This window comes from Streptomyces sp. NPDC107471 (assembly GCF_055582845.1).
Window position 1 is genome coordinate 305,371 of record NZ_JBVJPC010000009.1, and the last position, 24,270, is coordinate 329,640.

24 protein-coding genes are annotated in these 24,270 nt (G+C 70.1%); 15 read left to right on the forward strand and 9 right to left on the reverse strand.

The genetic code is table 11. The annotated features are described in order from the left end of the window. Positions 1–15: 15 nt before the first annotated feature. The 3 genes from ACZ66S_RS29530 (at position 16) to ACZ66S_RS29540 (ending at position 3,123) form a co-directional block, all read left to right on the forward strand. Entirely contained in the window at positions 16–351 is a 336-nt protein-coding gene (locus ACZ66S_RS29530; RefSeq protein WP_003976875.1) for an RNA polymerase-binding protein RbpA, read from the forward strand. Between the two features lie 266 nt (positions 352–617). Next, positions 618–2,270, forward strand: coding sequence for a glucose-6-phosphate isomerase (gene pgi / locus ACZ66S_RS29535; protein ID WP_469904581.1), 1,653 nt, complete (start codon positions 618–620; stop codon positions 2,268–2,270). Positions 2,271–2,379: 109 nt separating this feature from the next. Next, positions 2,380–3,123 carry a DsbA family protein gene (locus tag ACZ66S_RS29540; RefSeq protein ID WP_469904582.1) on the forward strand — a complete coding sequence of 248 codons (744 nt, stop codon included), beginning with the start codon at positions 2,380–2,382 and terminating at the stop codon, positions 3,121–3,123. Positions 3,124–3,183: 60 nt separating this feature from the next. Here the strand turns inward: ACZ66S_RS29540 and pgl are convergent, their stop codons facing one another. The 5 genes from pgl to tkt are packed head-to-tail and all read right to left on the reverse strand — an operon-like array spanning position 3,184 to position 9,848. Next, positions 3,184–3,966: a 6-phosphogluconolactonase gene (gene pgl / locus ACZ66S_RS29545; protein WP_469904583.1), complete on the reverse strand. Its 783-nt coding sequence runs from the start codon at positions 3,964–3,966 to the stop codon at positions 3,184–3,186. Further along, positions 3,963–5,084: a glucose-6-phosphate dehydrogenase assembly protein OpcA gene (opcA, locus tag ACZ66S_RS29550; protein WP_469904584.1), complete on the reverse strand. Its 1,122-nt coding sequence runs from the start codon at positions 5,082–5,084 to the stop codon at positions 3,963–3,965. Before opcA ends, pgl begins: the two co-directional genes overlap by 4 nt. Continuing rightward, the gene (gene zwf / locus ACZ66S_RS29555; protein ID WP_469904585.1) at positions 5,081–6,604 is read right to left on the reverse strand and encodes a glucose-6-phosphate dehydrogenase; all 1,524 of its coding nucleotides are present in this window, start codon (positions 6,602–6,604) and stop codon (positions 5,081–5,083) included. Before zwf ends, opcA begins: the two co-directional genes overlap by 4 nt. Positions 6,605–6,608: 4 nt before the next feature. After that, a complete protein-coding gene (tal, locus tag ACZ66S_RS29560) occupies positions 6,609–7,727 on the reverse strand; it encodes a transaldolase (protein WP_469904586.1) in 1,119 nt (372 codons plus the stop codon). A gap of 33 nt (positions 7,728–7,760) precedes the next feature. Continuing rightward, positions 7,761–9,848: a transketolase gene (gene tkt, locus ACZ66S_RS29565; RefSeq protein WP_469904587.1), complete on the reverse strand. Its 2,088-nt coding sequence runs from the start codon at positions 9,846–9,848 to the stop codon at positions 7,761–7,763. Between the two features lie 354 nt (positions 9,849–10,202). Here tkt and ACZ66S_RS29570 point away from each other — a divergent pair, with 354 nt between their 5' ends. The 4 genes from ACZ66S_RS29570 (at position 10,203) to ACZ66S_RS29585 (ending at position 13,476) form a co-directional block, all read left to right on the forward strand. Beyond that, positions 10,203–11,156: a heme o synthase gene (locus tag ACZ66S_RS29570; protein WP_469904588.1), complete on the forward strand. Its 954-nt coding sequence runs from the start codon at positions 10,203–10,205 to the stop codon at positions 11,154–11,156. Between the two features lie 44 nt (positions 11,157–11,200). Further along, a complete protein-coding gene (locus tag ACZ66S_RS29575) occupies positions 11,201–11,533 on the forward strand; it encodes a hypothetical protein (protein ID WP_469904589.1) in 333 nt (110 codons plus the stop codon). A gap of 104 nt (positions 11,534–11,637) precedes the next feature. After that, positions 11,638–12,744, forward strand: a complete 1,107-nt coding sequence (locus ACZ66S_RS29580) for an amidohydrolase family protein (RefSeq protein WP_469904590.1) — start codon at positions 11,638–11,640, stop codon at positions 12,742–12,744. An 18-nt stretch (positions 12,745–12,762) separates the two neighbouring features. Then, positions 12,763–13,476: a nucleotidyltransferase domain-containing protein gene (locus tag ACZ66S_RS29585; protein WP_469904591.1), complete on the forward strand. Its 714-nt coding sequence runs from the start codon at positions 12,763–12,765 to the stop codon at positions 13,474–13,476. Here the strand turns inward: ACZ66S_RS29585 and ACZ66S_RS29590 are convergent. From ACZ66S_RS29590 to ACZ66S_RS29605, 4 genes are all read right to left on the reverse strand, one after another. Then, positions 13,434–14,453: a COX15/CtaA family protein gene (locus ACZ66S_RS29590; protein WP_469904733.1), complete on the reverse strand. Its 1,020-nt coding sequence runs from the start codon at positions 14,451–14,453 to the stop codon at positions 13,434–13,436. The two genes, ACZ66S_RS29585 and ACZ66S_RS29590, sit on opposite strands and share 43 nt — an antisense overlap. A gap of 59 nt (positions 14,454–14,512) precedes the next feature. After that, the gene (locus ACZ66S_RS29595; protein WP_469904592.1) at positions 14,513–15,283 is read right to left on the reverse strand and encodes an ABC transporter permease; all 771 of its coding nucleotides are present in this window, start codon (positions 15,281–15,283) and stop codon (positions 14,513–14,515) included. Further along, positions 15,280–16,203 carry an ABC transporter ATP-binding protein gene (locus ACZ66S_RS29600; protein WP_469904593.1) on the reverse strand — a complete coding sequence of 308 codons (924 nt, stop codon included), beginning with the start codon at positions 16,201–16,203 and terminating at the stop codon, positions 15,280–15,282. The genes ACZ66S_RS29595 and ACZ66S_RS29600 overlap by 4 nt, the downstream gene beginning before the upstream one ends. Before the next feature lie 478 nt (positions 16,204–16,681). Then, positions 16,682–17,524 carry an AAC(3) family N-acetyltransferase gene (locus ACZ66S_RS29605; protein WP_469904594.1) on the reverse strand — a complete coding sequence of 281 codons (843 nt, stop codon included), beginning with the start codon at positions 17,522–17,524 and terminating at the stop codon, positions 16,682–16,684. A gap of 161 nt (positions 17,525–17,685) precedes the next feature. On the opposite strand from ACZ66S_RS29605, the gene ACZ66S_RS29610 reads away from it, so the two are divergent. The 8 genes from ACZ66S_RS29610 to ACZ66S_RS29645 are packed head-to-tail and all read left to right on the forward strand — an operon-like array spanning position 17,686 to position 24,250. Beyond that, the gene (locus tag ACZ66S_RS29610; protein WP_469904595.1) at positions 17,686–18,429 is read left to right on the forward strand and encodes a helix-turn-helix transcriptional regulator; all 744 of its coding nucleotides are present in this window, start codon (positions 17,686–17,688) and stop codon (positions 18,427–18,429) included. Beyond that, the gene (sufB, locus tag ACZ66S_RS29615) at positions 18,426–19,847 is read left to right on the forward strand and encodes a Fe-S cluster assembly protein SufB (RefSeq protein WP_125190079.1); all 1,422 of its coding nucleotides are present in this window, start codon (positions 18,426–18,428) and stop codon (positions 19,845–19,847) included. The genes ACZ66S_RS29610 and sufB overlap by 4 nt, the downstream gene beginning before the upstream one ends. 59 nt (positions 19,848–19,906) lie before the next feature. Further along, the gene (sufD, locus tag ACZ66S_RS29620; RefSeq protein WP_469904596.1) at positions 19,907–21,088 is read left to right on the forward strand and encodes a Fe-S cluster assembly protein SufD; all 1,182 of its coding nucleotides are present in this window, start codon (positions 19,907–19,909) and stop codon (positions 21,086–21,088) included. Then, positions 21,088–21,408: a non-heme iron oxygenase ferredoxin subunit gene (locus tag ACZ66S_RS29625; RefSeq protein WP_469904597.1), complete on the forward strand. Its 321-nt coding sequence runs from the start codon at positions 21,088–21,090 to the stop codon at positions 21,406–21,408. Before sufD ends, ACZ66S_RS29625 begins: the two co-directional genes overlap by 1 nt. A 7-nt stretch (positions 21,409–21,415) precedes the next feature. After that, positions 21,416–22,180 carry a Fe-S cluster assembly ATPase SufC gene (sufC, locus tag ACZ66S_RS29630; RefSeq protein WP_469904598.1) on the forward strand — a complete coding sequence of 255 codons (765 nt, stop codon included), beginning with the start codon at positions 21,416–21,418 and terminating at the stop codon, positions 22,178–22,180. Then, positions 22,177–23,433 (forward strand): cysteine desulfurase, encoded by a 1,257-nt coding sequence (locus ACZ66S_RS29635; RefSeq protein WP_469904599.1) that lies wholly within the window; start codon positions 22,177–22,179, stop codon positions 23,431–23,433. The genes sufC and ACZ66S_RS29635 overlap by 4 nt, the downstream gene beginning before the upstream one ends. 17 nt (positions 23,434–23,450) lie before the next feature. Beyond that, positions 23,451–23,921, forward strand: coding sequence for a Fe-S cluster assembly sulfur transfer protein SufU (sufU, locus tag ACZ66S_RS29640; RefSeq protein WP_469904600.1), 471 nt, complete (start codon positions 23,451–23,453; stop codon positions 23,919–23,921). Further along, entirely contained in the window at positions 23,918–24,250 is a 333-nt protein-coding gene (locus ACZ66S_RS29645) for a metal-sulfur cluster assembly factor (protein WP_007381214.1), read from the forward strand. The genes sufU and ACZ66S_RS29645 overlap by 4 nt, the downstream gene beginning before the upstream one ends. The last annotated feature ends 20 nt before the right edge of the window (positions 24,251–24,270 follow it).

The window sequence follows — 24,270 nt, forward strand, 5'->3', positions numbered from 1 at the left end:
CAGGGAGTTACGACCGTGGCAAGTGGCAACGCGATCCGAGGTAGCCGGGTCGGGGCGGGGCCGATGGGCGAGGCCGAGCGGGGCGAGTCCGCGCCCCGTCTGCGCATCTCCTTCTGGTGCTCCAACGGGCACGAGACGCAGCCCAGCTTCGCCAGCGACGCGCAGGTCCCCGAAACCTGGGACTGCCCGCGCTGCGGCTTCCCCGCCGGACAGGACCGGGACAACCCGCCGGACCCGCCGCGCACCGAGCCGTACAAGACGCACCTCGCGTACGTACGGGAGCGGCGCAGCGACGCGGACGGCGAGGCGATCCTCGCCGAGGCGCTCGCCAAGCTGCGAGGCGAGATCTAGACGTCGAAACCGGCCGGGTACCGAGGGGTGCCTGGCCGGAGCGGTTTCACGGCTGTGCGGGGTCCGCGTGCCCTCCACGGCCGGTGCCGGGCTGCCCGGTGCGCAGCCGCCCTCTCCGTGCCGTCCGCCGTCCCGGCTGATACCCGTGCCCCCTGCGCACGTACCTGTGGGTGCGCCGGACGCCGAGGCCACCACGGCTCGTGCCCCGCGTTGATCAAATAGGTGGGAACCGCTGGGACAGGCACGAAAGAAGGCTGAAGTCGGACATGAACGCAGACGGCCGTACCAGGCTCAACCGCACACCCGAGTGGACCGCGCTCGCCGAGCACCGCGAGGAGGTCGGCGAGGTGGCACTGAGGGAGCTGTTCGCCGCCGATCCCGGGCGCGGCACCGCATACACACTGCGGGTCGGTGACCTGTACGTCGACTACTCCAAGCACCTGGTCACCGACGAGACCCTGCGGCTGCTGCGCGAACTCGCCGCCGCCACCGGCGTGTTCGGGCTGCGGGACGCGATGTTCCGCGGTGAGCGGATCAACCTCACCGAGGACCGGGCGGTGCTGCACACCGCGCTGCGCGCCCCGCGTGATGCGGTGATCGAGGTCGACGGGGAGAACGTCGTCCCGGGTGTGCACGCCGTGCTGGACAAGATGAGCGACTTCGCGAACCGGGTCCGCTCCGGCGAGTGGACCGGCCACACCGGCAAGCGGATCAGGAACGTCGTCAACATCGGCATCGGCGGCTCCGACCTCGGCCCCGCCATGGCCTACGAGGTGCTGCGGGCCTTCACCGACCGCGACCTCACCGTCCGCTTCGTGTCGAACGTCGACGGCGCCGACCTGCACGAGGCCACCCGCGACCTGGACGCCGCCGAGACGCTGTTCGTCATCGCCTCCAAGACCTTCACCACGATCGAGACGATCACCAACGCGACCTCGGCCCGCGCGTGGCTGCTCGGCGAGCTGAAGGCCGGCCAGGACGCCGTCGCGAAGCATTTCGTGGCGCTGTCGACGAACGCCGAGAAGGTCACCGACTTCGGCATCGACCCGGACAACATGTTCGAGTTCTGGGACTGGGTCGGCGGCCGCTACTCCTACGACTCGGCGATCGGCCTCTCCCTGATGATCGCCATCGGCCCGGACCGGTTCCGGGAGATGCTCGACGGCTTCCGGATCATCGACGAGCACTTCCGCACCGCCCCGGCCGAGTCCAACGTGCCGCTGCTGCTGGGCCTGCTCGGCGTCTGGTACGGCAACTTCCACGACGCCCAGTCGCACGCGGTCCTGCCCTACTCGCACTACCTGTCGAAGTTCACCGCCTACCTCCAGCAGCTCGACATGGAGTCCAACGGCAAGTCGGTGGACCGCGACGGCCACCCGGTGCAGTGGCAGACCGGACCGGTGGTGTGGGGCACGCCCGGCACCAACGGGCAGCACGCCTACTACCAGTTGATCCACCAGGGCACCAAGCTGATCCCGGCCGACCTCATCGGCTTCGCCCGTCCGGTCGGCGAGCTGAGCGACGAACTCAAGGCGCAGCACGACCTGTTGATGGCCAACCTGTTCGCGCAGGGACAGGCGCTCGCCTTCGGCAAGACCGCCGAGGAGGTGCGCGCGGAGGGCGTGGCCGAGGAACTGGTCCCGCACAAGACGTTCCGCGGCAACCACCCGACGACCACGATCCTCGCCAAGGAGCTCACCCCGTCCGTGCTCGGCCAGCTCATCGCCCTCTACGAGCACAAGGTGTTCGTCCAGGGCGCGATCTGGAACATCGACTCCTTCGACCAGTGGGGCGTCGAGCTCGGCAAGGTCCTCGCCAAGCGCGTCGAACCGGCGCTCACCGAGGGCGTCGAGGTGCCGGGCCTGGACGCCTCGACGAAGGCCCTGGTGGCGACGTACCGGGAGCTGCGCGGCCGGTAGTGAGGCCCCCGGACGGGAACTGCTGTGCGCTTTCTGTGCCCATGCCCTAGGGTCGCGCTGAACCTGGGGGAGACGAGAGGTACGGATGAAGCATGGGGGGCGGGTCGCCGTGGCACTCACGGCGGCCCTTCTGGGAGCGGCGCTCGCGGGCTGCGGTCAACGGGCCTACGAGCACGGAGGCGCGTACAGCAGTCTGGAGAAGGTGCCGGAGAAGCTCGGCTCCGACGGCACGACGATCACGGTCGGAGACCCGCGCGCGCCGGTGACGGTGCACATGTACGAGGATCCGCGCTGCCCGTACTGCGAGGAGTTCGAGTCCACCGGCGGTGGTCCGCAGCTCCAGGAAGCGACCCTGCGGGGTGAGGCGAAGACCGAGTACACCATGGCGTCCTTCCTGGACGACAGGCTCGGCGGCAGCGGCTCGAAGAAGGCGGTCAACGCCCTGCGGGCGGCGCTGGCGGAGGGCAGGTTCGCGGAGTACCACCAGGTGCTCTACCGCCACCAGCCCGAGGAGTCCGAGGACGGCTACACCGACGACCGTCTGCTCGAACTGGCCGGGCAGGTCGACGGGTTGCGGGGCCCGGCCTTCGACTCGGCGGTGCGGGACATGGAGTACGCGGCCTTCGTGACGGCGTCCGAGAAGGCCTACGAGAGCGCCGGTGACAGCACGCAGCCGGAGGGACCGGGCACCCCGACCGCGGTGATCAACGCCGTACGGATCCCGGCCGCATACAGCGGTGTGCTGTACGACGGGCAGGTGTTCTCGGACCTGCTGCGGGAGATCAGACTGTCGCCGGAGAACTGGGAGGGGTACGACTTCCCCGAGGTCGCCGCGACACCGGGCTCCTTCTGAGCGAACGCCGGGCCCCTCCTGGGAGGGACCCGGCGTCGACTGCCGTGTGCGAGAGCGCCGTTACGAGGACGCCGGCGGGTACAGCGACCTGGGGAGCTGGGAGGCCGCCGCCGAGTCCAGCAGCCACAGGGTGCGGGCCCGGCCCCGGGCGCCCGCCGCCGGGGCCTGGATCTCGCCCGCGCCGGACAGGGCGATCGCCGTGGCCTGTGCCTTGTCCTCACCGGCGGCCAGCAGCCAGACCTCGCGGGCCGCGCGGATCGCGGGCAGGGTCAGCGACACCCGGGTGGGCGGCGGCTTCGGCGCGCCGTGGACGCCCACGACCGTGCGCTCGGTCTCCCGTACCGCGGGGAGTTCCGGGAACAGGGACGCCACGTGGGTGTCCGGGCCGACGCCCAGCATCAGGACGTCGAAGGTCGGGACCGCGCCGTGGTTCTCGGGGCCGGCCGCACGGGCCAGCTCCTCGGCGTACGCGGCCGCCGCGGCCTCGACGTCCTCGCCGTGCGGGCCGTCCGACGCGGGCATGGCGTGCACGCGCTTCGGGTCCAGCGGTACGGAGTCGAGCAGGGCCTCGCGGGCCTGGGTGACGTTGCGCTCCGGGTCGCCCTCGGGCAGGAAGCGCTCGTCCCCCCACCACAGGTCCAGCCGGCCCCAGTCGATCGCGTCCCGGGCGGGCGCCGCGGCCAGGGCGGCGAGCAGGCCGTTGCCGTTGCGGCCGCCGGTGAGGACCACCGACGCCGAGCCCCGGGAGGCCTGCGCGTCCACGATCTTGGTGATCAGCCGGGCCGCGGCGGCCTGCGCCATCAGTTCCTTGTCGTGGTGCACGACGAGCTGCGGAGTGCTCACTTCGCCGCCTTCCCGCCGCCGGACAGACCGGAGGGGACCGGCTTCAGCGATTCCGGTGCCGACTCTTGCGGCCCTTGCGCCCCGGGAGTTTCCGCAGTGCCCTCGACAGGGGCTTCGGAGACGGGTTCTCCTTTGGCGTCCGAACTGTCGTCACCTTTTCCGGCGTCACCACCCGTCTCCGGGAAGGGCGCCGACGGGTTCAGGCGTTCCACGCCGAAGCGCAGTGCGGAGGCGTACGTGTCGTCCGGGTCCAGCCTGCGCAGCTCCTCCGCGATCAGCTCGGCCGTGTCCCGGCGCTTGAGCGCCACCGCACGGTCGGGCTGCCCCTGGATGGAGAGCGTGGCGAGCGACCCGTCCGCGCGGTCCAGGACGATCGGACCGCTGTCCGTGTGCAGGCGGACCGCCGTCAGGCCGGGGCCGTTCGACAGGGACCGCTTCACCGGCACGTCCAGCCGGTCCGCCAGCCACATCGCCAGCAGCTCGCAGCTCGGGTTGAACTCCTCGCCCTCCACCTCGACGGCCTCCACCTTGCAGGTGACCTGGTCGAGCGCGGCGGCCAGCATCGAGCGCCACGGGGTGATCCGGGTCCAGGAGAGGTCGGTGTCGCCCGGCGTGTAGGTGTCGGCGCGCGCCGTCAGCTCGCGCACCGGCTGCTCGGAGGAGTACGTGTCGGTGACCCGCCGCTGGGCGAGCGCACCGAGCGGGTCCCCGGCCGGGTCGATCGGCGCGTCCACCGGCCACCAGACGACGACCGGCGCGTCCGGCAGCAGCAGCGGGAGGACCACCGACTGGGCGTGGTCCACGACCTCGCCGTACAGCCGCAGCACGACCGTCTCGCCGGTGCCCGCCTCCGCGCCCACCCGCACCTCGGCGTCGAGGCGGGACTGGGTGCGGTCACGAGGACTGCGCGACACCCGCTTGATGACCACCAGCGTGCGCGAGGGGTGCTCGCGGGACGCGTCGTTGGCGGCCTTGAGGGCGTCGTAGGCGTTCTCCTCGTCCGTGACGATGACCAGGGTGAGCACCATGCCGACGGCGGGGGTGCCGATGGCGCGGCGCCCCTTGACCAGGGCCTTGTTGATCTTGCTGGCCGTGGTGTCCGTGAGGTCTGTCTTCATGGCCGGCGCCAGCTCCGTCCCTCTCGTGCGAGCATTTCGTCCGCCTCGACCGGGCCCCAGGTACCGGAGGGGTACTGGGCGGGCCTGCCGTGCGTGTCCCAGTACTCCTCGATCGGGTCGAGGATCTTCCAGGACAGCTCGACCTCCTCCGTGCGGGGGAAGAGGTTGGAGTCGCCGAGCAGGACGTCGAGGATCAGGCGCTCGTACGCCTCGGGCGAGGACTCCGTGAACGACTCGCCGTAGGCGAAGTCCATGGACACGTCCCGGATCTCCATCGAGGTGCCGGGCACCTTGGAGCCGAAGCGGACGGTGACGCCCTCGTCGGGCTGGACCCGGATGACGATCGCGTTGGAGCCCAGCTCCTCGGTGGCCGTCGTGTCGAAGGGGGAGTGCGGGGCCCGCTGGAAGACCACCGCGATCTCGGTGACCCGGCGGCCGAGCCGCTTGCCGGTGCGCAGGTAGAACGGCACCCCGGCCCAGCGGCGGTTGTCGATCTCCACCTTGATGGCCGCGTACGTGTCGGTCTTCGACTGGGGGTCGATGCCGTCCTCTTCGAGGTAGCCGACCGCTTTCGCGCCGCCCTGCCAGCCCGCCGCGTACTGGCCGCGCACGGTGTCCCGGCCCAGGTCCTTCGGCAGCCGCACCGCGCCGAGCACCTTGGTCTTCTCCGCGGCCAGCGCGTCCGCGTCGAAGGAGGCCGGCTCCTCCATGGCGGTGAGCGCCATGAGCTGGAGCAGGTGGTTCTGGATGACGTCACGGGCGGCGCCGATGCCGTCGTAGTAGCCGGCCCGGCCGCCGATGCCGATGTCCTCGGCCATCGTGATCTGCACGTGGTCCACGAAGGACCGGTTCCAGATCGGCTCGAACATCGTGTTGGCGAAGCGCAGCGCCAGGATGTTCTGGACGGTCTCCTTGCCCAGGTAGTGGTCGATGCGGAAGACCTGGTCCGGGGCGAAGACCTCCTCGACGGTCGCGTTGAGCTCCTCGGCCGACTTCAGGTCGTGACCGAAGGGCTTCTCGATGACCGCGCGCCGCCAGGAGCCGCCCGACTGGTCCGCCAGCCGGTGCTTCTTGAGCTGCTGGATGACCACGGGGAAGGCGGACGGCGGCACGGACAGGTAGAAGGCGAAGTTGCCGCCGGTGCCCTGCGCCTTGTCGAGTTCGTCGATGGTGTCGCGCAGCCGCTCGAACGAGTCGTCGTCGTCGAAGGTGCCCTGGACGAAGCGCATCCCCTGGATGAGCTGCTGCCAGACCTCCTCGCGGAACGGGGTCCGGGCGTGTTCCTTGACGGCGTCGTGGACGACCTCGGCGAAGTCCTCGTTCTCCCAGTCCCGCCGGGCGAAGCCGACCAGTGAGAAGCCCGGCGGCAGCAGACCCCGGTTCGCGAGGTCGTACACGGCGGGCATGAGCTTCTTTCGTGACAAATCGCCCGTGACGCCGAAGATGACCAGGCCCGACGGCCCCGCGATACGCGGGAGCCGTCGGTCGGCAGGGTCACGCAGCGGGTTGCTGCTCGACAAGGTTTCAGCCCTCCGAGGGGGCGAGGCGCTGGAGCTCCGCCTCGGTCGACTTGAGCAGGTCGTTCCAGGACGCCTCGAACTTCTCGACGCCCTCGTCCTCCAGGAGCTGGACCACCTCGTCGTACGAGATCCCGAGCTTCTCGACGGCGTCGAGATCGGCACGGGCCTGCTCGTACGTGCCGGCGATCGCGTTGCCGCGGATCTCGCCGCCCTCCTCGGTCGCCTGGAGGGTGGCCTCCGGCATGGTGTTCACCGTGTTGGGCGCCACCAGCTCGTCGACGTACAGGGTGGCCTTGTAGGCCTTGTCCTTGACGCCGGTCGAGGCCCACAGCGGACGCTGCTTGTTCGCGCCGGCGTTCTCCAGTTGCGCCCAGCGCTCGCCCGAGAAGACCTCCTCGTACGCCTGGTAGGCCAGACGCGCGTTGGCCACGCCCGCCTTGCCGCGGGCGGCCTTGGCCTCGTCGGTGCCGAGCGCGTCGATGCGCTTGTCGATCTCGGTGTCCACGCGGGACACGAAGAAGGACGCCACGGAGTGGATCTGCGACAGGTCCAGGCCCCGCTCCTTGGCCTTCTCCAGACCGGCCAGGAACGCCTCCATCACCTCGCGGTAGCGCTCGAGCGAGAAGATCAGCGTGACGTTGACGCTGATCCCGAGGCCGATGACCTCGGTGATGGCGGGGATGCCGGCACGGGTGGCCGGGATCTTGATGAGGGTGTTGGGGCGGTCGACCAGCCAGGCGAGCTGCTTGGCCTCGGCGACCGTCGCCTTGGTGTTGTGGGCCAGGCGCGGGTCGACCTCGATCGACACGCGGCCGTCCTGGCCGCCGGTGGCGTCGTAGACCGGGCGCAGGATGTCGGCGGCGTCCCGGACGTCCGCCGTGGTGATCATGCGGATGGCCTCTTCGACCGTGACCTTGCGGAACGCGAGGTCGGAGAGCTGCTGGTCGTAGCCGTCGCCCTCGGAGATCGCCTTCTGGAAGATCGAGGGGTTGGTGGTGACGCCCACGACGTGCTGCTGGTCGATCAGCTCGGCGAGGTTGCCGGACGTGATCCGCTTGCGCGACAGGTCGTCCAGCCAGATCGCGACGCCTTCCTCGGAGAGGCGCTTGAGTGCGTCTGTCATGGAATTACATCTCCTACGTGTCGTATGTGAGCGTCAGCGCTGGGCGGCGGCGAGAGATTCCCGCGCCTTGGCGGCCACGTTCTCGCCGGTGAAGCCGAACTCCTGGAAGAGGACCTTGCCGTCCGCCGAAGCCCCGAAGTGCTCCAGGGAAACGATGCGACCGGCGTCCCCGACGTACTTGTGCCAGGTCAGACCGATCCCCGCCTCGACCGCGACACGGGCCCTCACGGACGGGGGCAGGACGCTGTCCCGGTACCCCTGGTCCTGCTCCTCGAACCACTCCACGCACGGCATGGAGACGACACGCGTCGGCACGCCGTCGGCCTGGAGCTGCTCACGCGCCTCGACAGCCACGTGCACCTCGGAACCGGTGGCGATCAGGATGACCTCCGGCGCACCGCCCTCGGCCTCGAACAGCACGTAACCGCCCTTGACCGCGTCCTCGTCGGGCTCGTACGTCGGCACGCCCTGACGGGTCAGCGCCAGGCCGTGCGGGGCGCCCTTGCCGAACTCCTTGGTCCAGCGGCCGAGGATCTCGCGCCAGGCGATCGCGGTCTCGTTGGCGTCGGCCGGGCGGACCACGTTCAGGCCGGGGATCGCGCGCAGCGAGGCCAGATGCTCGACCGGCTGGTGGGTCGGGCCGTCCTCGCCGAGGCCGATGGAGTCGTGCGTCCACACGTACGTCACCGGCAGGTGCATCAGCGCCGAGAGGCGTACGGCGTTGCGCATGTAGTCGGAGAACACCAGGAAGGTGCCGCCGTAGATGCGCGTGTTGCCGTGCAGCGCGATGCCGTTCATCTCCGCGGCCATGGAGTGCTCGCGGATGCCGAAGTGGATCGTGCGGCCGTACGGGTCCGCCTCCGGCAGCGGGTTGTCCGCCGGGAGGAAGGAGCTGGTCTTGTCGATGGTGGTGTTGTTAGAGCCGGCGAGGTCGGCGGAGCCGCCCCACAGCTCGGGGACCACCGCGCCGAGCGCCTGGAGCACCTTGCCGGACGCGGCACGCGTGGCGACGCCCTTGCCGGGCTCGAAGACGGGGATCGCCGACTCCCAGTCCTTGGGCAGCTCACCCGCCGCGATGCGGTCGAAGTCGGCCGCGCGCTCGGGGTTGTTGTTGCGCCACTCCTGGAAGGACTTCTCCCATTCGGCCTTGGCCTGCCGGCCGCGCTCCAGCGCCTGGCGGGTGTGGCCGATGACCTCCTCGGAGACCTCGAAGGACTGCTCCGGGTCGAAGCCGAGGACCCGCTTGGTGGCCGCGACCTCGTCGTCGCCGAGCGCCGAGCCGTGGGCGGCCTCGGTGTTCTGCGCGTTGGGGGCGGGCCAGGCGATGATCGAGCGCATCGCGATGAAGGACGGCTTGTCGGTGACCGCCTTGGCCTTCTGGATCGCCTCGAAGATCGCGACCGGGTCGAGGTCGCCGTTGGCCTGCGGCGCGACACGCTGGACGTGCCAGCCGTACGCCTCGTAGCGCTTGGCGGTGTCCTCGGAGACGGCCGTCTCGGTGTCGCCCTCGATCGAGATGTGGTTGTCGTCCCACAGCAGGACGAGGTTGCCCAGCTTCTGGTGGCCGGCCATCGAGGAGGCTTCCGCGGAGATGCCCTCCTGGAGGCAGCCGTCACCGGCGATGGCGAAGACGAAGTGGTCGAAGGGGGAGGTGCCCTCGGGGGCCTCGGGGTCGAACAGACCGCGCTCGTAGCGGGCGGCCATCGCCATGCCCACCGCGTTGGCGACACCCTGGCCGAGCGGACCGGTGGTGGTCTCCACGCCCTTGGTGTGGCCGTACTCCGGGTGGCCCGGGGTCTTCGAGCCCCAGGTGCGGAAGGCCTTGAGGTCGTCCAGCTCCAGGCCGAAACCGGCCAGGTAGAGCTGGGTGTAGAGGGTCAGGGACGAGTGGCCGGCGGACAGCACGAAGCGGTCGCGCCCGACCCAGTCGGGGTCGGCCGGGTCGTGCCGCATCACCTTCTGGAAGAGGGTGTAGGCGGCGGGAGCCAGGCTCATCGCCGTACCCGGATGGCCGTTTCCGACCTTCTGTACGGCGTCGGCGGCCAGGACGCGGGCGGTGTCGACGGCCCGCTGGTCCAACTCGGTCCACTCGAGGTCTGTGGTGGTCGGCTTGGTGCTCACCCTGGGTCAGGGCTCCTCTCCACATGTCACACATGTCGAAATGCCGGTGCACGGGACGCCCGGCCGTTGTCGAGCCTACCCCCGCAAGTACGTGCGTTTTTTCGAGTCATTCCAGACTGCCGGGCCTTTCGGGGATCCGCCTCCCGACTGGCCCGTACCGCATTCGGCAACTGAATACGCAGCCGCTCGTCCGAGTGCTCAACCGAGTGGGACACAGCTCTTCCGGGGGTGTCCGCGGACACGACCCGACCCCCGCGAATATCGGGGTATGGGCAACGTCTACAGTGGCGTGGTACGCGCGAGCCTTTACCGGGACTTCACACGGGAGAGGCTCGCTGGGATGTCTCTGTAGGGGTGTGCGTGACGGCCGTCGAATCCCGTCCAGCCGGAGTGCTGGGGGAGAGCAAGAGCTCGAGTCACCGGCCGTTCGGGGCCCGTGTCAAGGCATTCGTGGCGCTGACCAAGCCCCGGATCATCGAGCTGCTGCTGATCACCACCGTTCCGGTGATGTTCCTCGCCCAGCAGGGCGTGCCGGACCTGACGCTGGTGCTGCTCACCTGCGTCGGCGGCTACCTGTCCGCGGGCGGCGCCAACGCGCTCAACATGTACATCGACCGTGACATCGACGCGCTCATGGACCGCACCTCGCAGCGTCCCCTGGTGACCGGCATGGTGTCGCCGCGCGAGTGCCTCGCCTTCGGCATCACGCTGGCGGTCGTGTCGACACTGCTGTTCGGCCTCACCGTCAACTGGCTGAGCGCCTGGCTCTCCCTCGGAGCGCTCCTCTTCTACGTCGTCGTCTACACGATGATCCTCAAGCGCCGCACCTCGCAGAACATCGTGTGGGGCGGGATCGCCGGCTGCCTGCCCGTCCTGATCGGCTGGTCGTCGGTCACGAACTCCATGTCGTGGGCGCCGATCGTCCTCTTCCTCGTCATGTTCTTCTGGACGCCGCCGCACTACTGGCCGCTGTCCATGAAGGTCCGCGAGGACTACGCGCGTGTGGGCGTGCCGATGCTGCCGGTGGTCGCCTCCAACAAGGTCGTCGCCAAGCAGATCGTCATCTATAGCTGGGTGATGGTCGCGGTCTCGCTGCTGCTCACCCCGCTCGGCTACACCGGCTGGTTCTACACGGCGGTCGCGCTCCTCGCGGGCGGCTTCTGGCTGTGGGAGGCACACGGCCTGCAGAACCGCGCCAAGGCCGAGGTGACGGGCGCGAAGCTCAAGGAGATGCGGCTGTTCCACTGGTCGATCACCTATGTGTCGATCCTCTTCCTCGCGGTGGCGGTCGACCCCTTCCTGAGGTAAGGGTCACGTCGCCGTCCTCTCTACTCGTCGGTAGCATCCTGGTCATGGCAGACACCCAGCAGGTTGACGCGAAGGCCGAGCGCACGGTCGCCCGGCTCGCCAAGCAGATCAGCGCCTTCTCCAAGGAGCACGGCGGCGCCGAGGGCCAGCTCGCCTACATCGGTGAGCGCGGCACCCGGATCGTCCTCGTCGGCGAGGACGGCACCTGGGGCGACCTGGTGGCCCCCTCGTACGAGATCGCCGAGAAGGCCGTCGAGAAGTCCGGCATCACCGTGCACGAGGAGTTCGACGGCGAGTTCGCGGCCAAGGTGAGGACCGGGCCGTACGAGTGGAGCCGCATGGCCGGCATCCAGGTCGGCGGTCCCTCGAACGGCTGAGATCCGTCGGCCTTTCACCCGGGGTGTGCGACCCCAACACCTGATGCCCGGTTCACCCGTTAGGACCTGTTAGAGCGACACGGTCCACCACACGGGGAGTCCGGATGATCGAAACGCCGTCCCTCGTGGACCAGTACTGCCACGGCGTACTGAGGACGGAGCTGGGGCTCGGCACCTTCGAGGCCCAGCTCGCCCGCACCGAGGGCCCGCCCGCCCCGGGAACCACGCTGTTCGACACCCAGACGGGCTTCGCCGTACGGCGCTGGTGCCCGCCCCTGCTCGGCCTGGAACCGCACTGCCCGCCCGCACGCTACCTGGCCCGGCGCCGGGAGCTCGGGGTGCTGGAAGCGGGTCGCAGGCTGCTGCGCGGCAGCGGGATCACCACCTACCTCGTCGACACCGGGCTGCCCGGCGACCTGACCGGACCCACCGAGCTGGCCTCCGCCGCGGACGCCCAGACCCGCGAGATCGTGCGCCTGGAACTCCTCGCCGAACAGGTCGCCGACACCTCCGGCACCGTCGAGTCCTTCCTGGCCAACCTCGCCGAGTCGGTGCACGGGGCCGCCGCGAACGCGGTCGCCTTCACCTCGGTGGCGGGCGTACGGCACGGGCTCGCGCTCGCGCCCGAGCCGCCCGGTCCCGGCGAGGTGCGGGGCGCGGCCGGCCGCTGGCTGGCGGGCCGCCGGGTCGGCGGTGAGCTGTCCGACCCCGTGCTCCTGCGGCACCTGCTGTGGATCGCGGCCGCCTCCGGACTGCCCCTGCAACTGCACGCCGGGCTCGGCGAACCGGGACTGCGCATCGACCGCACCGACCCCGTCCTGCTCACCGACTTCGTGCGGGCCACCGCGGGGCTCGGCACCGACCTCGTGCTGCTGCACAGCTACCCGTACCACCGGCACGCCGCCCATCTCGCCGGTGTCTTCCCGCACGTCTACACCGACTCGGGGGCCGCCCTCGTGCGCACCGGCGCCCGCGCGGCGACCGTGCTCGCGGAGATCCTGGAACTGGCCCCCTTCGGCAAGATCGTCTTCTCCAGCGGGGCGCACAGCCTGCCCGAACTGCACGTCGTGGGCGCGCGTCTGTTCCGTGAGGCGCTGGCCCGGGTGCTGGGCGGCTGGGTCGCCGAGGGCGCCTGGTCGCTGACGGACGCCCAGCGGGTGGCCGGGCTGATCGCGGCGGGGAACGCGCGCAGGGTGTACGGACTGGAGTGAGCTGTCCAGGATGGGCCCATGCAGACCGACGCCTTGCTGGACCGCTTCCTCGCCGACCTGACCCCGCTCGCGCCCGTCGCCGTGTGGGCCCACGGCTCGCTGGCCGGCGGCGACTACCAGGAGGGCCGCAGCGACCTGGACCTGATCGCCGTGCTGCCCTCGATCACGCCGCGCACGGTGTGGCGTCTGGCGAAACTGCACGCCCGACTGCGGGCCGAGCCGCTGTCCGCGCAGCTCCACTGCACCTATCTGACGCCCTCGGCCGACCTGGACCGCCGCCACCTCACCTGGGCCCACGAGGAGCTGTTCAGGCGGTCGGTCTCCCCGGTGACCCGGCGCGAACTGCACGCCTTCGGGCGGGTGCTGCACGGCGAGCCGCCCGCGGACCTGCTGCCGCCGGTGTCGGACCGGGAGCTGGCCGACTTCGTGGTCCGCGACCAGCGTGACTTCTGGCGGCCGGCGCTCGACAACGCGGCGCTGTGGCACCGGGACGTGTGGGTCGACCTGGGGCTGCTGACGTTCGCCCGCGCGACCGTGACCGTCCGCGAGGGCCGGCTGATCTCGAAGCGCGAGGCACTGGACCTGCTGCCCCGGCTCGGGGCGCCCGAGGAGGTCGTCGAGGACGTCCGGGGGCGTCGCTACGGCGAACCCGGACCCGCCGTCGAGAACCGGGCGGAGCTGACCCGCGGCTACCTGGGGCCGGCGATCGACGAGCTGGTGGCCGCGTACTGAGCAGGCACCTCGGGCAGCTCGTCCTCGGACCGCTCCCGCAGGGCCAGCAGGACGCGCAGCACCCCGATCCACACCAGGGCCGAGCCGAGCATGTGCAGGCCGACCAGGAACTCGGGCAGGTCGGTGAAGTACTGGACGTACCCGATGACGCCCTGGGCGAGGAGGACCAGGAAGAGGTCGCGGGTGCGGTGCAGGGGGCCCCTGGGGGCGTCGACCGCCTTGAGGATGAACCACAGGGCGAAGGTCAGCGACACCACGATCCAGGCCAGCACCGCGTGCACCTTGCTGACGGTCTCCCAGTCCAGCGGCATCCGCTCGACCTCGCTGGAGTCCCCGGCGTGCGGTCCGGCGCCGGTGACCACGGTGCCGACGAGGATCAGCAGGGCGGCGGCCGCGACCATGAACCACACGAGCTGCCGCACCGGCTTGCCGACCAGCGGACGGGGTGCCGTGTCGCCCTCGCGGGTGCGCTGCCACATCACGGCGGCGACCGTGATCAGGGCCGTCGTCGCCACGAAGTGGGCCGCGACCGTGTAGGGGTTGAGACCCACCAGCACGACGATGCCGCCGAGGATCGCGTTGCTCATCACGATCCAGAACTGCGCCCAGCCCAGCCGGGTCAGGCTGCGCCGGTACGGCTTCTGCGAGCGGGCGGCGATGATCGCCCACCCGACGGCGGCGCACAGCACGTAAGTGAGCATCCGGTTGCCGAACTCGATGGCGCCGTGGAAACCCATCGCGCTGGTCGCGGTCAGCGAGTCGTCCGTGCACTTGGGCCAGGTCGGGCATCCGAGTCCCGACCCGGTCAGCCGCACCGCCCCGCCGGTGACCACGATGACCACCGCCATGACGAGCGCGGAGAGAGCCGCCCGCTGAACCGTCCGGGGGGTCGGGGTCCAGCGTGCGGCGATGAAGGCGAGCGGGTTGCGGACGGCCGCTACGGCGTCGGCGCGGGTCAGGTTCGGCACGCCCTCCATCGTAGGGGGGCCGCTTGTGCACGCGTTCACGAGGGCCCCTCCTGGCGGCGGGCCCGGCCTCACTCCCAGCGGAAGAAGCGCCCCGCCACGGCCAGTCCGGCCACCGCCCACACCGCCAGGGTCCCCAGGTCGCCCCAGGGCATCCCGGTCCCGTGCTGGAGCACGTCCCGCAGTCCGTCCGACAGTGCCGAGATCGGCAGCAGGCCGAGGACGTCCTGGGCTCCGGCGGGGAACTTGGACAGGGGGACGAGCACTCCGCCGCCCACCAGGAGCAGCAGGAAGACCAGGTTGGCCGCGGCCAGGGTGGCCTCCGCCCTGAGGGTGCCCGCCATGAGGAGGCCGAGGCCGGAGAAGGCCGCGGTGCCGAGGATCAGGAGCAGGAGGACGGCGAAGGGGTTGCCGTGCGGGGACCAGCCCAGCGCGAACGCGATCACCGTCAGGAGGATCACCTGGAGGATCTCCGTCACCAGGACCGACGCCGTCTTCGCCGTCATCAGGCCCCAGCGGGGGAGCGGGGAGGAGGCCAGGCGCTTGAGGACGCCGTAGCGGCGTTCGAAGCCGGTCGCGATCGCCTGGCCCGTGAAGGCCGTCGACATCACCGCGAGGGCCAGCACGCCCGGTGTGAGGAAGTCCACCGCGCTGCCCGCACCGGTGTCGATGATGTCCACCGAGCTGAACAGGACCAGCACGAGGGTCGGGATCACCACCGTCAGCAGGAGCTGCTCACCGTTGCGCAGGAGCATCTTCGTCTCCAGGACCGCCTGGGACGCGATCATGCGTCCCAGGGGTGCCGCGCCCGGCTTCGGGGTGTACGTACCGGTGGCGGTCACGCGCGCAGCTCCTTGCCGGTCAGTTCGAGGAAGACGTCTTCCAGGGTGTGCCGTTCCACCGAGATCTTCTCCGGCATCACGCCGTGCTGGGCGCACCAGGACGTCACCGTCGCCAGCAGTTGCGGGTTCACCTTGCCGACCACCCGGTAGGAGCCGGGGGTCAGTTCGGCCGCCGTGCAGTCGGCGGGGAGGGCCTTCAGGAGCGATCCCACGTCGAGCCCGGGGCGGCCGGAGAAGCGCAGGGTGTTCTCCGCGCCGCCGCGGCACAGCTCCTCCGGGCTGCCCTGGGCGATGACCCGGCCGCCGTCGATGATCGCCACGTCGTCGGCGAGCTGCTCGGCCTCGTCCATGTAGTGCGTGGTCAGGACGACCGAGACGCCGTCGGCGCGCAGGTCGCGGACCAGGTCCCAGGTCGCGCGGCGGGCCTGCGGGTCGAGGCCGGCGGTCGGCTCGTCCAGGAACACCAGTTCCGGGCGGCCCACGACGGCCATGGCGAGGGCCAGGCGCTGCTGCTGGCCGCCCGACAGCCGGCGGTACGTCGTCCGGCCGCAGCTCTCCAAGCCCAGGCGCTCGATCAGCGCGTCCACGTCGAGCGGGTGCGCGTGCAGTCCCGCCATGTGCCGGAGCATCTCGTCGGCGCGGGCGCCCGAGTACACGCCCCCGGACTGGAGCATCACGCCGATCCGCGGGTGCAGCTCACGGGCCTGGCGCACCGGGTCGAGGCCCAGCACCCGGACCGTGCCGGAGTCCGGCCTGCGGTAGCCCTCGCAGGTCTCCACGGTCGTCGTCTTGCCGGCGCCGTTGGGCCCGAGTACGGCGGTCACGCCCGCCCGGGTCACCAGGTCGAGGCCGTCCACGGCGGTCTTCGTGCCGTACCGCTTCACCAGGGCGTGGACCTGGACCACGGGCTCACTTCGCATGGGCCCGAGTCTAGGTTCGCGGCCCGTGCCGCAGACGGGCGGGTGCGAGATCTCCACCGCCGGGAGGCTTTCCGGGGCCGTCGTGGCGTTTCAGCGGGGTCGTCACGGGGTCTCGGGGGTCGGTCCAGCGGTCTTCGAGACGGCTCGCGGTCTCGGACACGCTCGGGTGTCTTCGGTACCGGGCGTCCCCGAGACGGGTCCCCGGGGTCTCGGGACCGGCCGGCCGGAGTCTTCGGGACCTAGCCGGGACCTGGCCGGGACCTGGCCGGGGGTGGGCCGGAAGGCGGCCTGTCGGACCGGTCCGGGTCCTTCCGGTCCAGTCCAGCGTCCTGGGGCCGGCTCGGGTCCTTCCGGACCGGCCCGGCGTCATGCGGACCGCGCCACGCGCGGCCTTTCGAACCGGTCCGGGGACATCCGGACCGGCTCGGGTGTTCTCGAGCGCGTTCCGCCGGGGCGTTGCACGCGGTTCAGTCGCATCTCAGGCCCTCCCGGTGCGCCCGAGTTCCTCCCGCGCCGCGAGCGGGACCTCCTCCTCGCGGGAGCGGTGCAGTGACAACCAGCGCTCGGCGTACGCCACCGCGTCGGCGACGGGGAACAGTCGCGCGTCGGCGGCGCCCACCCTTCCCCGTACGACCACCCCGGTGTCCCGCTCGAAGTCGTGCCCGAGTTCGTCGAAGCGGTCCGAGGTGATCGAGACCTCCGTGACCACCTCCCAGCCGTCCGGTCCCGGGCGGCCCACCTTCACCCGCGGGGCCGGGACGCGGTACTCGGCGAGATGGAAGCTCGTGCAGGTGTCGTAGCCCGCGCCCAGGAGCAGTACGCGCGCGTGCAGGGCCTCCAGCCTGGCCAGGGGGCTGCGCTCGCCCAGGCGGCAGTCGGGGGCGTGGCCGTCCAGGACCGCACGCGCGTGGGAGCCGATCGCCGCGAAGGAGGTCTGCGGGTGCGCGCTGCGCAGGGCGCCGGGCCAGGTGCGGACGGTCTCGGGGATCACGCCGACCCCGCGCGAGGGTGTGACGAGGGGGTCGTAGGCGGGCATGGTCGCGCGGATGGTGTCCCACCACTCCTCGGGCACCGGTGGGTTGCTCCACACCGCCGGGTCCGAGAGGTCGCCGGTCTGGGTGGGGACCACCAGGGTGCCGTCCGGGCCGAGGGCGTCCAGGAGTCCCTGCACCACCGCGACCGGGCCTCCGCAGACCCAGCCGAGGGAGCTCAGGGAGGAGTGCACGAGCAGGGTCTCGCCGCTGGTGACACCCAGCTCGCGCAGATGCCCGGCGAGGGTGTCGCGCGTGACAAGTGGGCCGGTGGGAGGTGGTGTCGGCATGGTTCGGGAGTGTCCCTGACAGGACCGTCCGCCGCCACCGCTTTGATCGATCAAAGATCGTTTTCCCAGGTCAGGTTAGGTGGACCTAAGTGACGCAGGGCACCGTCCGGCGGAGCGGACGCGGCTTGCCCGGTCCTGAGGAATTACGCAACAATGGCGTTGTGAAAAACGTCGGCGAGGCTCGGGAGACCCCCACGGGGGCCCCTCAGGAGGAGCTCGCGACCGGTGAGCGGTCCACCCGCAACCGCGTCGCGCGATCCATCCTGGACCACGGCCCGTCGACCGTCGCCGAGCTGGCCGGACGACTGGGGCTCACCCAGGCGGCCGTACGACGCCATCTGGACGCCCTGGTGGCCGACGAGGTCGTCGAGGCGCGCGAGCAGCGGGTCTACGGCGCGCGCACGCGCGGCCGTCCCGCCAAGGTCTTCGCGCTCACCGACTGCGGCCGGGACGCCTTCGACCAGTCCTACGACAAGCTCGCCGCGGACGCCCTGCGCTGGATCCAGGAGCGCTTCGGCGGGGACGAGGCGGTCGTCGCCTTCGCCCGCGCGAGGATCGCCGCACAGGCCGAGGTGTACCGCAAGGCCGTCGAGTCCGCCGCCCCCGAGGAGCGCACCGAAGCCCTGGCCAAGGCCCTGAGCGCGGACGGGTACGCTGCTACGGCGCGAAGCGCACCGGTCGGCGAGCAGCTCTGCCAGCACCACTGCCCGGTGGCCCATGTCGCGGAGAAGTTCCCCCAGCTCTGCGAGGCGGAGACCGAGATCTTCTCGCAACTGCTCGGAACGCACGTCCAGCGACTTGCGACCATCGCGCACGGCGACGGCGTCTGCACGACGTTCATCCCCAAGATTTCCCACATGTCTCATCACGCATCTGCAAGCACGGCCGGGAGGAACCCCGCATGACTCTCCCCACGGAGACTGCCCACCCCGAGCTCGAGGGCCTGGGCAAGTACGAATACGGCTGGGCCGACTCCGACACGGCTGGCGCTTCCGCGCGGCGCGGTATCAACGAGGACGTCGTCCGCGACATCTCCGCGAAGAAGAACGAGCCGGAGTGGATGACCAAGCTCCGCCTCAAGGGTCTGCGCCTCTTCGACAAGAAGCCCATGCCGAACTGGGGCTCGGACCTCTCCGGCATCGACTTCGACAACATCAAGTACTTCGTGCGCTCCACGGAGAAGCAGGCGGAGTCCTGGGAGGACCTGCCCGAGGACATCAAGAACACGTACGACAAGCTCGGCATCCCCGAGGCGGAGAAGCAGCGCCTCGTCGCCGGTGTCGCGGCCCAATACGAGTCCGAGGTCGTCTACCACCAGATCCGCGAGGACCTGGAGGAGCAGGGCGTCATCTTCCTCGACACCGACACCGCCCTGAAGGAGCACCCCGAGCTCTTCAAGGAGTACTTCGGCACCGTCATCCCGGTCGGCGACAACAAGTTCGCGTCGCTGAACACCGCGGTGTGGTCCGGCGGTTCCTTCATCTACGTGCCGAAGGGCGTGCACGTGGAGATCCCGCTCCAGGCCTACTTCCGGATCAACACCGAGAACATGGGCCAGTTCGAGCGGACGCTGATCATCGTCGACGAGGACGCCTACGTCCACTACGTCGAGGGCTGCACGGCCCCGATCTACAAGTCGGACTCCCTGCACTCCGCGGTCGTCGAGATCATCGTGAAGAAGGGCGCCCGCTGCCGCTACACGACCATCCAGAACTGGTCGAACAACGTCTACAACCTGGTCACCAAGCGCGCCGTGGCGTACGAGGGCGCGACCATGGAGTGGATCGACGGCAACATCGGCTCCAAGGTCACCATGAAGTACCCGGCCGTCTACCTGATGGGCGAGCACGCCAAGGGCGAGACCCTGTCCATCGCCTTCGCGGGCGAGGGCCAGCACCAGGACGCCGGCTCCAAGATGGTCCACATGGCGCCGAACACCTCCTCCAACATCGTCTCCAAGTCGGTGGCGCGCGGCGGCGGTCGTACGTCCTACCGCGGTCTCGTCGAGATCGGCGAGGGCGCCCACGGCTCCAAGTCGAACGTCCTGTGCGACGCGCTGCTCGTCGACACCATCTCCCGCTCCGACACGTACCCCTACGTGGACGTCCGCGAGGACGACGTGTCCATGGGCCACGAGGCGACCGTCTCCAAGGTCTCCGAGGACCAGCTCTTCTACCTGATGAGCCGTGGTCTCTCCGAGTTCGAGGCGATGGCCATGATCGTGCGCGGCTTCGTCGAGCCCATCGCGAAGGAGCTGCCCATGGAGTACGCCCTCGAACTCAACCGGCTGATCGAGCTGCAGATGGAAGGCGCGGTCGGCTGACCCGTCCTTCGAGAAGCAGCGGCACATTTCTGACGTAGGAAGAGAGCAGACCGACAGCCATGGCTGAGGCTCAGAACATCCCCGTGGGGTCCACCACCGCGGGCCAGATCGCGGTGGCCGCCGAGTCGACCGTCGCCACGCGCATGAGCGCGCCCCCGTCCTTCGACGTCGCGGACTTCCCGGTCCCGCACGGCCGCGAGGAGGAGTGGCGGTTCACCCCGCTGGAGCGCCTGCGCGGACTGCACGACGGCACCGCCGTCGCGACCGGTGACGGCGTGACGGTCGACGTGCAGGCCCCCGAGGGCGTGACCGTGGAGACCGTCGACCGCGACGACGCCCGGATCGGCAGGGCCGGCACCCCGGTGGACCGCATCGCCGCCCAGGCGTACTCGGCGTTCGAGAAGGCCGGCGTGGTCACCGTCCCCAAGGAGACGGTCCTCACCGAGCCGATCCGCATCGCCGTGCACGGCGAGGGCGGCACCCGCTTCGGCCACCAGGTGATCGAGCTGGGCGCCTTCGCCGAGGCCGTCGTCGTCATCGACCACACCGGTGACGGGGTGCTCGCCGCCAACGTCGACTACATCCTGGGCGACGGCGCCAAGCTGACCGTGGTCTCCGTCCAGGACTGGGACGACAAGGCCGTGCACGTCGCCCAGCACAACGCGCTGATCGGCCGGGACGCGTCCTTCAAGTCGGTCGTCGTCACCTTCGGCGGCGACGTCGTACGGCTGCACCCGCGCGTGTCCTACGCCGGCACCGGCGGCGAGGCCGAGCTGTTCGGGCTGTACTTCACCGACCAGGGCCAGCACCAGGAGCACCGCCTCCTGGTCGACCACAACACCCCGCACTGCAAGTCCAACGTCGTCTACAAGGGCGCGCTGCAGGGCGAGGGCGCCCACGCGGTGTGGATCGGCGACGTGCTCATCGAGGCCAAGGCCGAGGGCACGGACACCTACGAGATGAACCGGAACCTCGTCCTCACCGACGGCGCCCGGGTCGACTCCGTGCCGAACCTGGAGATCGAGACCGGCGAGATCGTCGGAGCGGGTCACGCCTCGGCGACCGGCCGCTTCGACGACGAGCAGCTCTTCTACCTGATGGCCCGCGGCATCCCCGCCGACGAGGCCCGGCGTCTGGTGGTCCGCGGCTTCTTCGCCGAGCTGGTCCAGCAGATCGGTGTCGACGACATCGAGGAGCGCCTTCTCGTGAAGATCGACGAGGAGCTGGAGGCCACCGTCTGATGGCCGACTTCGTACGCGCCTGCGGGCTGAGCGAGCTGGAGGAGGACACCCCCAAGCGGGTGGAACTCGACGGCACGCCGGTCTCGGTCGTGCGGACCGAGGGGGAGGTGTTCGCCATCCACGACATCTGCTCCCACGCCAACGTCTCGCTCTCCGAGGGCGAGGTGGAGGACTGCCAGATCGAGTGCTGGCTGCACGGCTCCAGCTTCGACCTGCGCACCGGCAAACCGTCCGGCCTACCCGCGACGCGCCCCGTCCCCGTATACCCCGTAAAGATCGAAGGGGACGACGTGCTCGTCTCCCTCACCCAGGAGTCCTGAGGCACCCATGGCAACGCTTGAAATCCGAGACCTGCACGTCACCGTCGAGGCCGACAACGCCACGAAGGAGATCCTCAAGGGTGTCGACCTGACCGTGAGGCAGGGCGAGACGCACGCCATCATGGGCCCCAACGGCTCCGGCAAGTCGACGCTCGCCTACTCCCTCGCGGGTCACCCGAAGTACACCATCACCGGCGGCACCGTCACCCTCGACGGCGAGGACGTCCTGGAGATGGAGGTCGACGAGCGCGCCCGCGCCGGTCTGTTCCTCGCGATGCAGTACCCGGTCGAGGTCCCGGGTGTCTCCGTGTCGAACTTCCTGCGCACCTCCGCCACCGCCATCCGCGGCGAGGCCCCCAAGCTGCGCACCTGGGTGAAGGAGGTCAAGGAGGCCATGGAGCGCCTCCACATGGACTCCTCCTTCGCCGAGCGCAACGTCAACGAGGGCTTCTCCGGCGGTGAGAAGAAGCGCCACGAGATCCTCCAGCTCGAACTGCTCAAGCCGAAGATCGCGATCCTCGACGAGACCGACTCCGGCCTCGACGTCGACGCCCTTCGCGTCGTCTCCGAGGGCGTCAACCGGGTCCGCGAGACCGGCGAGGTCGGCACCCTGCTGATCACGCACTACACGCGCATCCTGCGCTACATCAAGCCCGACTTCGTCCACGTCTTCTCCGGCGGCCGGATCGTCGAGTCCGGCGGTGCCGAGCTCGCCGACAAGCTGGAGAACGAGGGCTACGAGGCATACACGAAGGGTGGCGTATCAGCGTGACGCAGTTGCCGGGCCTCCTCGACACCGAGGCGATCCGCAAGGACTTCCCGATCCTGGACCGCCTGGTCCACGACGACCGGAAGCTCGTCTACCTGGACAACGCGGCGACCTCGCAGAAGCCGCGCCAGGTACTGGACGCCCTGAGCGAGTACTACGAGCGCTACAACGCCAACGTCCACCGCGGTGTGCATGTGCTCGCCGAGGAGGCCACGGCGCTGTACGAGGGCGCGCGCGACAAGGTCGCCGAGTTCATCAACGCGCCCTCGCGCGACGAGGTGATCTTCACCAAGAACGCCTCCGAGTCGCTCAACCTCGTGGCGAACATGCTGGGCTGGGCCGACGAGCCCTACCGCGTGGACTCCGAGACCGAGATCGTCATCACGGAGATGGAGCACCACTCCAACATCGTGCCGTGGCAGCTCCTCGCGCAGCGCACGGGTGCGAAGCTGAAGTGGTTCGGGCTGACCGACGACGGCCGCCTCGACCTCTCCAACATCGAGGAGGTCATCACCGAGAAGACGAAGATCGTCTCCTTCGTGCTGGTCTCCAACATCCTGGGCACCGTCAACCCGGTCGAGGCGATCATCCGCCGTGCGCAGGAGGTCGGTGCGCTGGTCTGCATCGACGCCTCGCAGGCCGCCCCGCACATGCCGGTGGACGTGCAGGCGCTCCAGGCCGACTTCGTGGCCTTCACCGGCCACAAGATGTGCGGCCCGACGGGCATCGGCGTGCTCTGGGGCCGGCAGGAGCTCCTGGAGGACCTGCCCCCGTTCCTCGGCGGCGGCGAGATGATCGAGACCGTGTCGATGCACTCGTCGACGTACGCCCCGGCACCGCACAAGTTCGAGGCGGGCACGCCCCCGGTCGCGCAGGCCGTGGGCCTGGGCGCGGCGATCGACTACCTCCAGTCGATCGGCATGGACAAGATCCTCGCCCATGAGCACGCGCTGACCGAGTACGCGGTCCGGCGTCTGACGGAGGTCCCCGACCTCAGGATCATCGGCCCGAGCACGGCCGAGGACCGGGGCGCGGCGATCTCCTTCACGCTCGGTGACATCCACCCGCACGACGTGGGCCAGGTCCTCGACGAGCAGGGCATCGCGGTCCGGGTCGGCCACCACTGCGCGCGGCCGGTCTGCCTGCGGTACGGAATTCCCGCGACCACGCGAGCGTCGTTCTATCTGTACTCCACTCCGGCCGAGATCGACGCACTGGTCGAGGGCCTGGAGCACGTACGGAACTTCTTCGGCTGACGGGAACGGGCTATCGCATGAAGCTGGACTCGATGTACCAGGAAGTCATCCTGGACCACTACAAGCACCCGCACGGGCGTGGTCTCCGGGACGGCGACGCCGAGGTGCACCACGTGAACCCGACGTGCGGCGACGAGATCACCCTCCGCGTGAAGTACGACGGCACGAGGATCGAGGACGTCTCCTACGAGGGGCAGGGCTGCTCGATCAGCCAGGCCAGCGCGTCCGTCCTGAACGACCTGCTGGTCGGCAAGGACCTGGACCAGGCGCAGCAGATCCAGGAGACCTTCCTGGAGCTGATGCAGTCCAAGGGCCGGATCGAGCCGGACGACGCGATGGAGGAGGTGCTGGAGGACGCGGTCGCGTTCGCCGGTGTCTCCAAGTACCCGGCCCGGGTCAAGTGCGCCCTCCTGAGCTGGATGGCATGGAAGGACGCGACGGCCCAGGCGATGGACGCCGGAGCCGACGCCGAAAGGAAGACGGCATGAGCGAGACCGTTGAGATGAAGCCGGCCTCGGAGGAAGAGATCCGCGAGGCGCTGTACGACGTCGTCGACCCCGAGCTGGGCATCGACGTCGTCAACCTCGGCCTGATCTACGGCATCCACGTCGACGACGCGAACATCGCGACCCTCGACATGACCCTGACCTCGGCGGCCTGTCCGCTGACGGACGTCATCGAGGACCAGGCCAAGTCCGCCACGGACGGCCTCGTCAGCGAGCTGCGCATCAACTGGGTGTGGATGCCGCCGTGGGGGCCGGACAAGATCACGGACGACGGACGCGAGCAGTTGCGGGCGCTCGGGTTCAACGTCTGAGGGACGTACGGACGTAAAAA

What these genes read in the sequence shown, in the direction of transcription:
- pgi (WP_469904581.1), top strand. Translation starts at nt 618, where the DNA reads ATGAACGCAGACGGCCGTACCAGGCTCAACCGCACACCCGAGTGGACC.
- opcA (WP_469904584.1), bottom strand. Translation starts at nt 5,084, where the DNA reads ATGAAGACAGACCTCACGGACACCACGGCCAGCAAGATCAACAAGGCC.
- tal (WP_469904586.1), bottom strand. Translation starts at nt 7,727, where the DNA reads ATGACAGACGCACTCAAGCGCCTCTCCGAGGAAGGCGTCGCGATCTGG.
- ACZ66S_RS29575 (WP_469904589.1), top strand. Translation starts at nt 11,201, where the DNA reads ATGGCAGACACCCAGCAGGTTGACGCGAAGGCCGAGCGCACGGTCGCC.
- ACZ66S_RS29580 (WP_469904590.1), top strand. Translation starts at nt 11,638, where the DNA reads ATGATCGAAACGCCGTCCCTCGTGGACCAGTACTGCCACGGCGTACTG.
- ACZ66S_RS29585 (WP_469904591.1), top strand. Translation starts at nt 12,763, where the DNA reads ATGCAGACCGACGCCTTGCTGGACCGCTTCCTCGCCGACCTGACCCCG.
- ACZ66S_RS29590 (WP_469904733.1), bottom strand. Translation starts at nt 14,453, where the DNA reads ATGGAGGGCGTGCCGAACCTGACCCGCGCCGACGCCGTAGCGGCCGTC.
- ACZ66S_RS29600 (WP_469904593.1), bottom strand. Translation starts at nt 16,203, where the DNA reads ATGCGAAGTGAGCCCGTGGTCCAGGTCCACGCCCTGGTGAAGCGGTAC.
- ACZ66S_RS29605 (WP_469904594.1), bottom strand. Translation starts at nt 17,524, where the DNA reads ATGCCGACACCACCTCCCACCGGCCCACTTGTCACGCGCGACACCCTC.
- sufB (WP_125190079.1), top strand. Translation starts at nt 18,426, where the DNA reads ATGACTCTCCCCACGGAGACTGCCCACCCCGAGCTCGAGGGCCTGGGC.
- sufD (WP_469904596.1), top strand. Translation starts at nt 19,907, where the DNA reads ATGGCTGAGGCTCAGAACATCCCCGTGGGGTCCACCACCGCGGGCCAG.
- ACZ66S_RS29625 (WP_469904597.1), top strand. Translation starts at nt 21,088, where the DNA reads ATGGCCGACTTCGTACGCGCCTGCGGGCTGAGCGAGCTGGAGGAGGAC.
- sufC (WP_469904598.1), top strand. Translation starts at nt 21,416, where the DNA reads ATGGCAACGCTTGAAATCCGAGACCTGCACGTCACCGTCGAGGCCGAC.
- sufU (WP_469904600.1), top strand. Translation starts at nt 23,451, where the DNA reads ATGAAGCTGGACTCGATGTACCAGGAAGTCATCCTGGACCACTACAAG.
- ACZ66S_RS29645 (WP_007381214.1), top strand. Translation starts at nt 23,918, where the DNA reads ATGAGCGAGACCGTTGAGATGAAGCCGGCCTCGGAGGAAGAGATCCGC.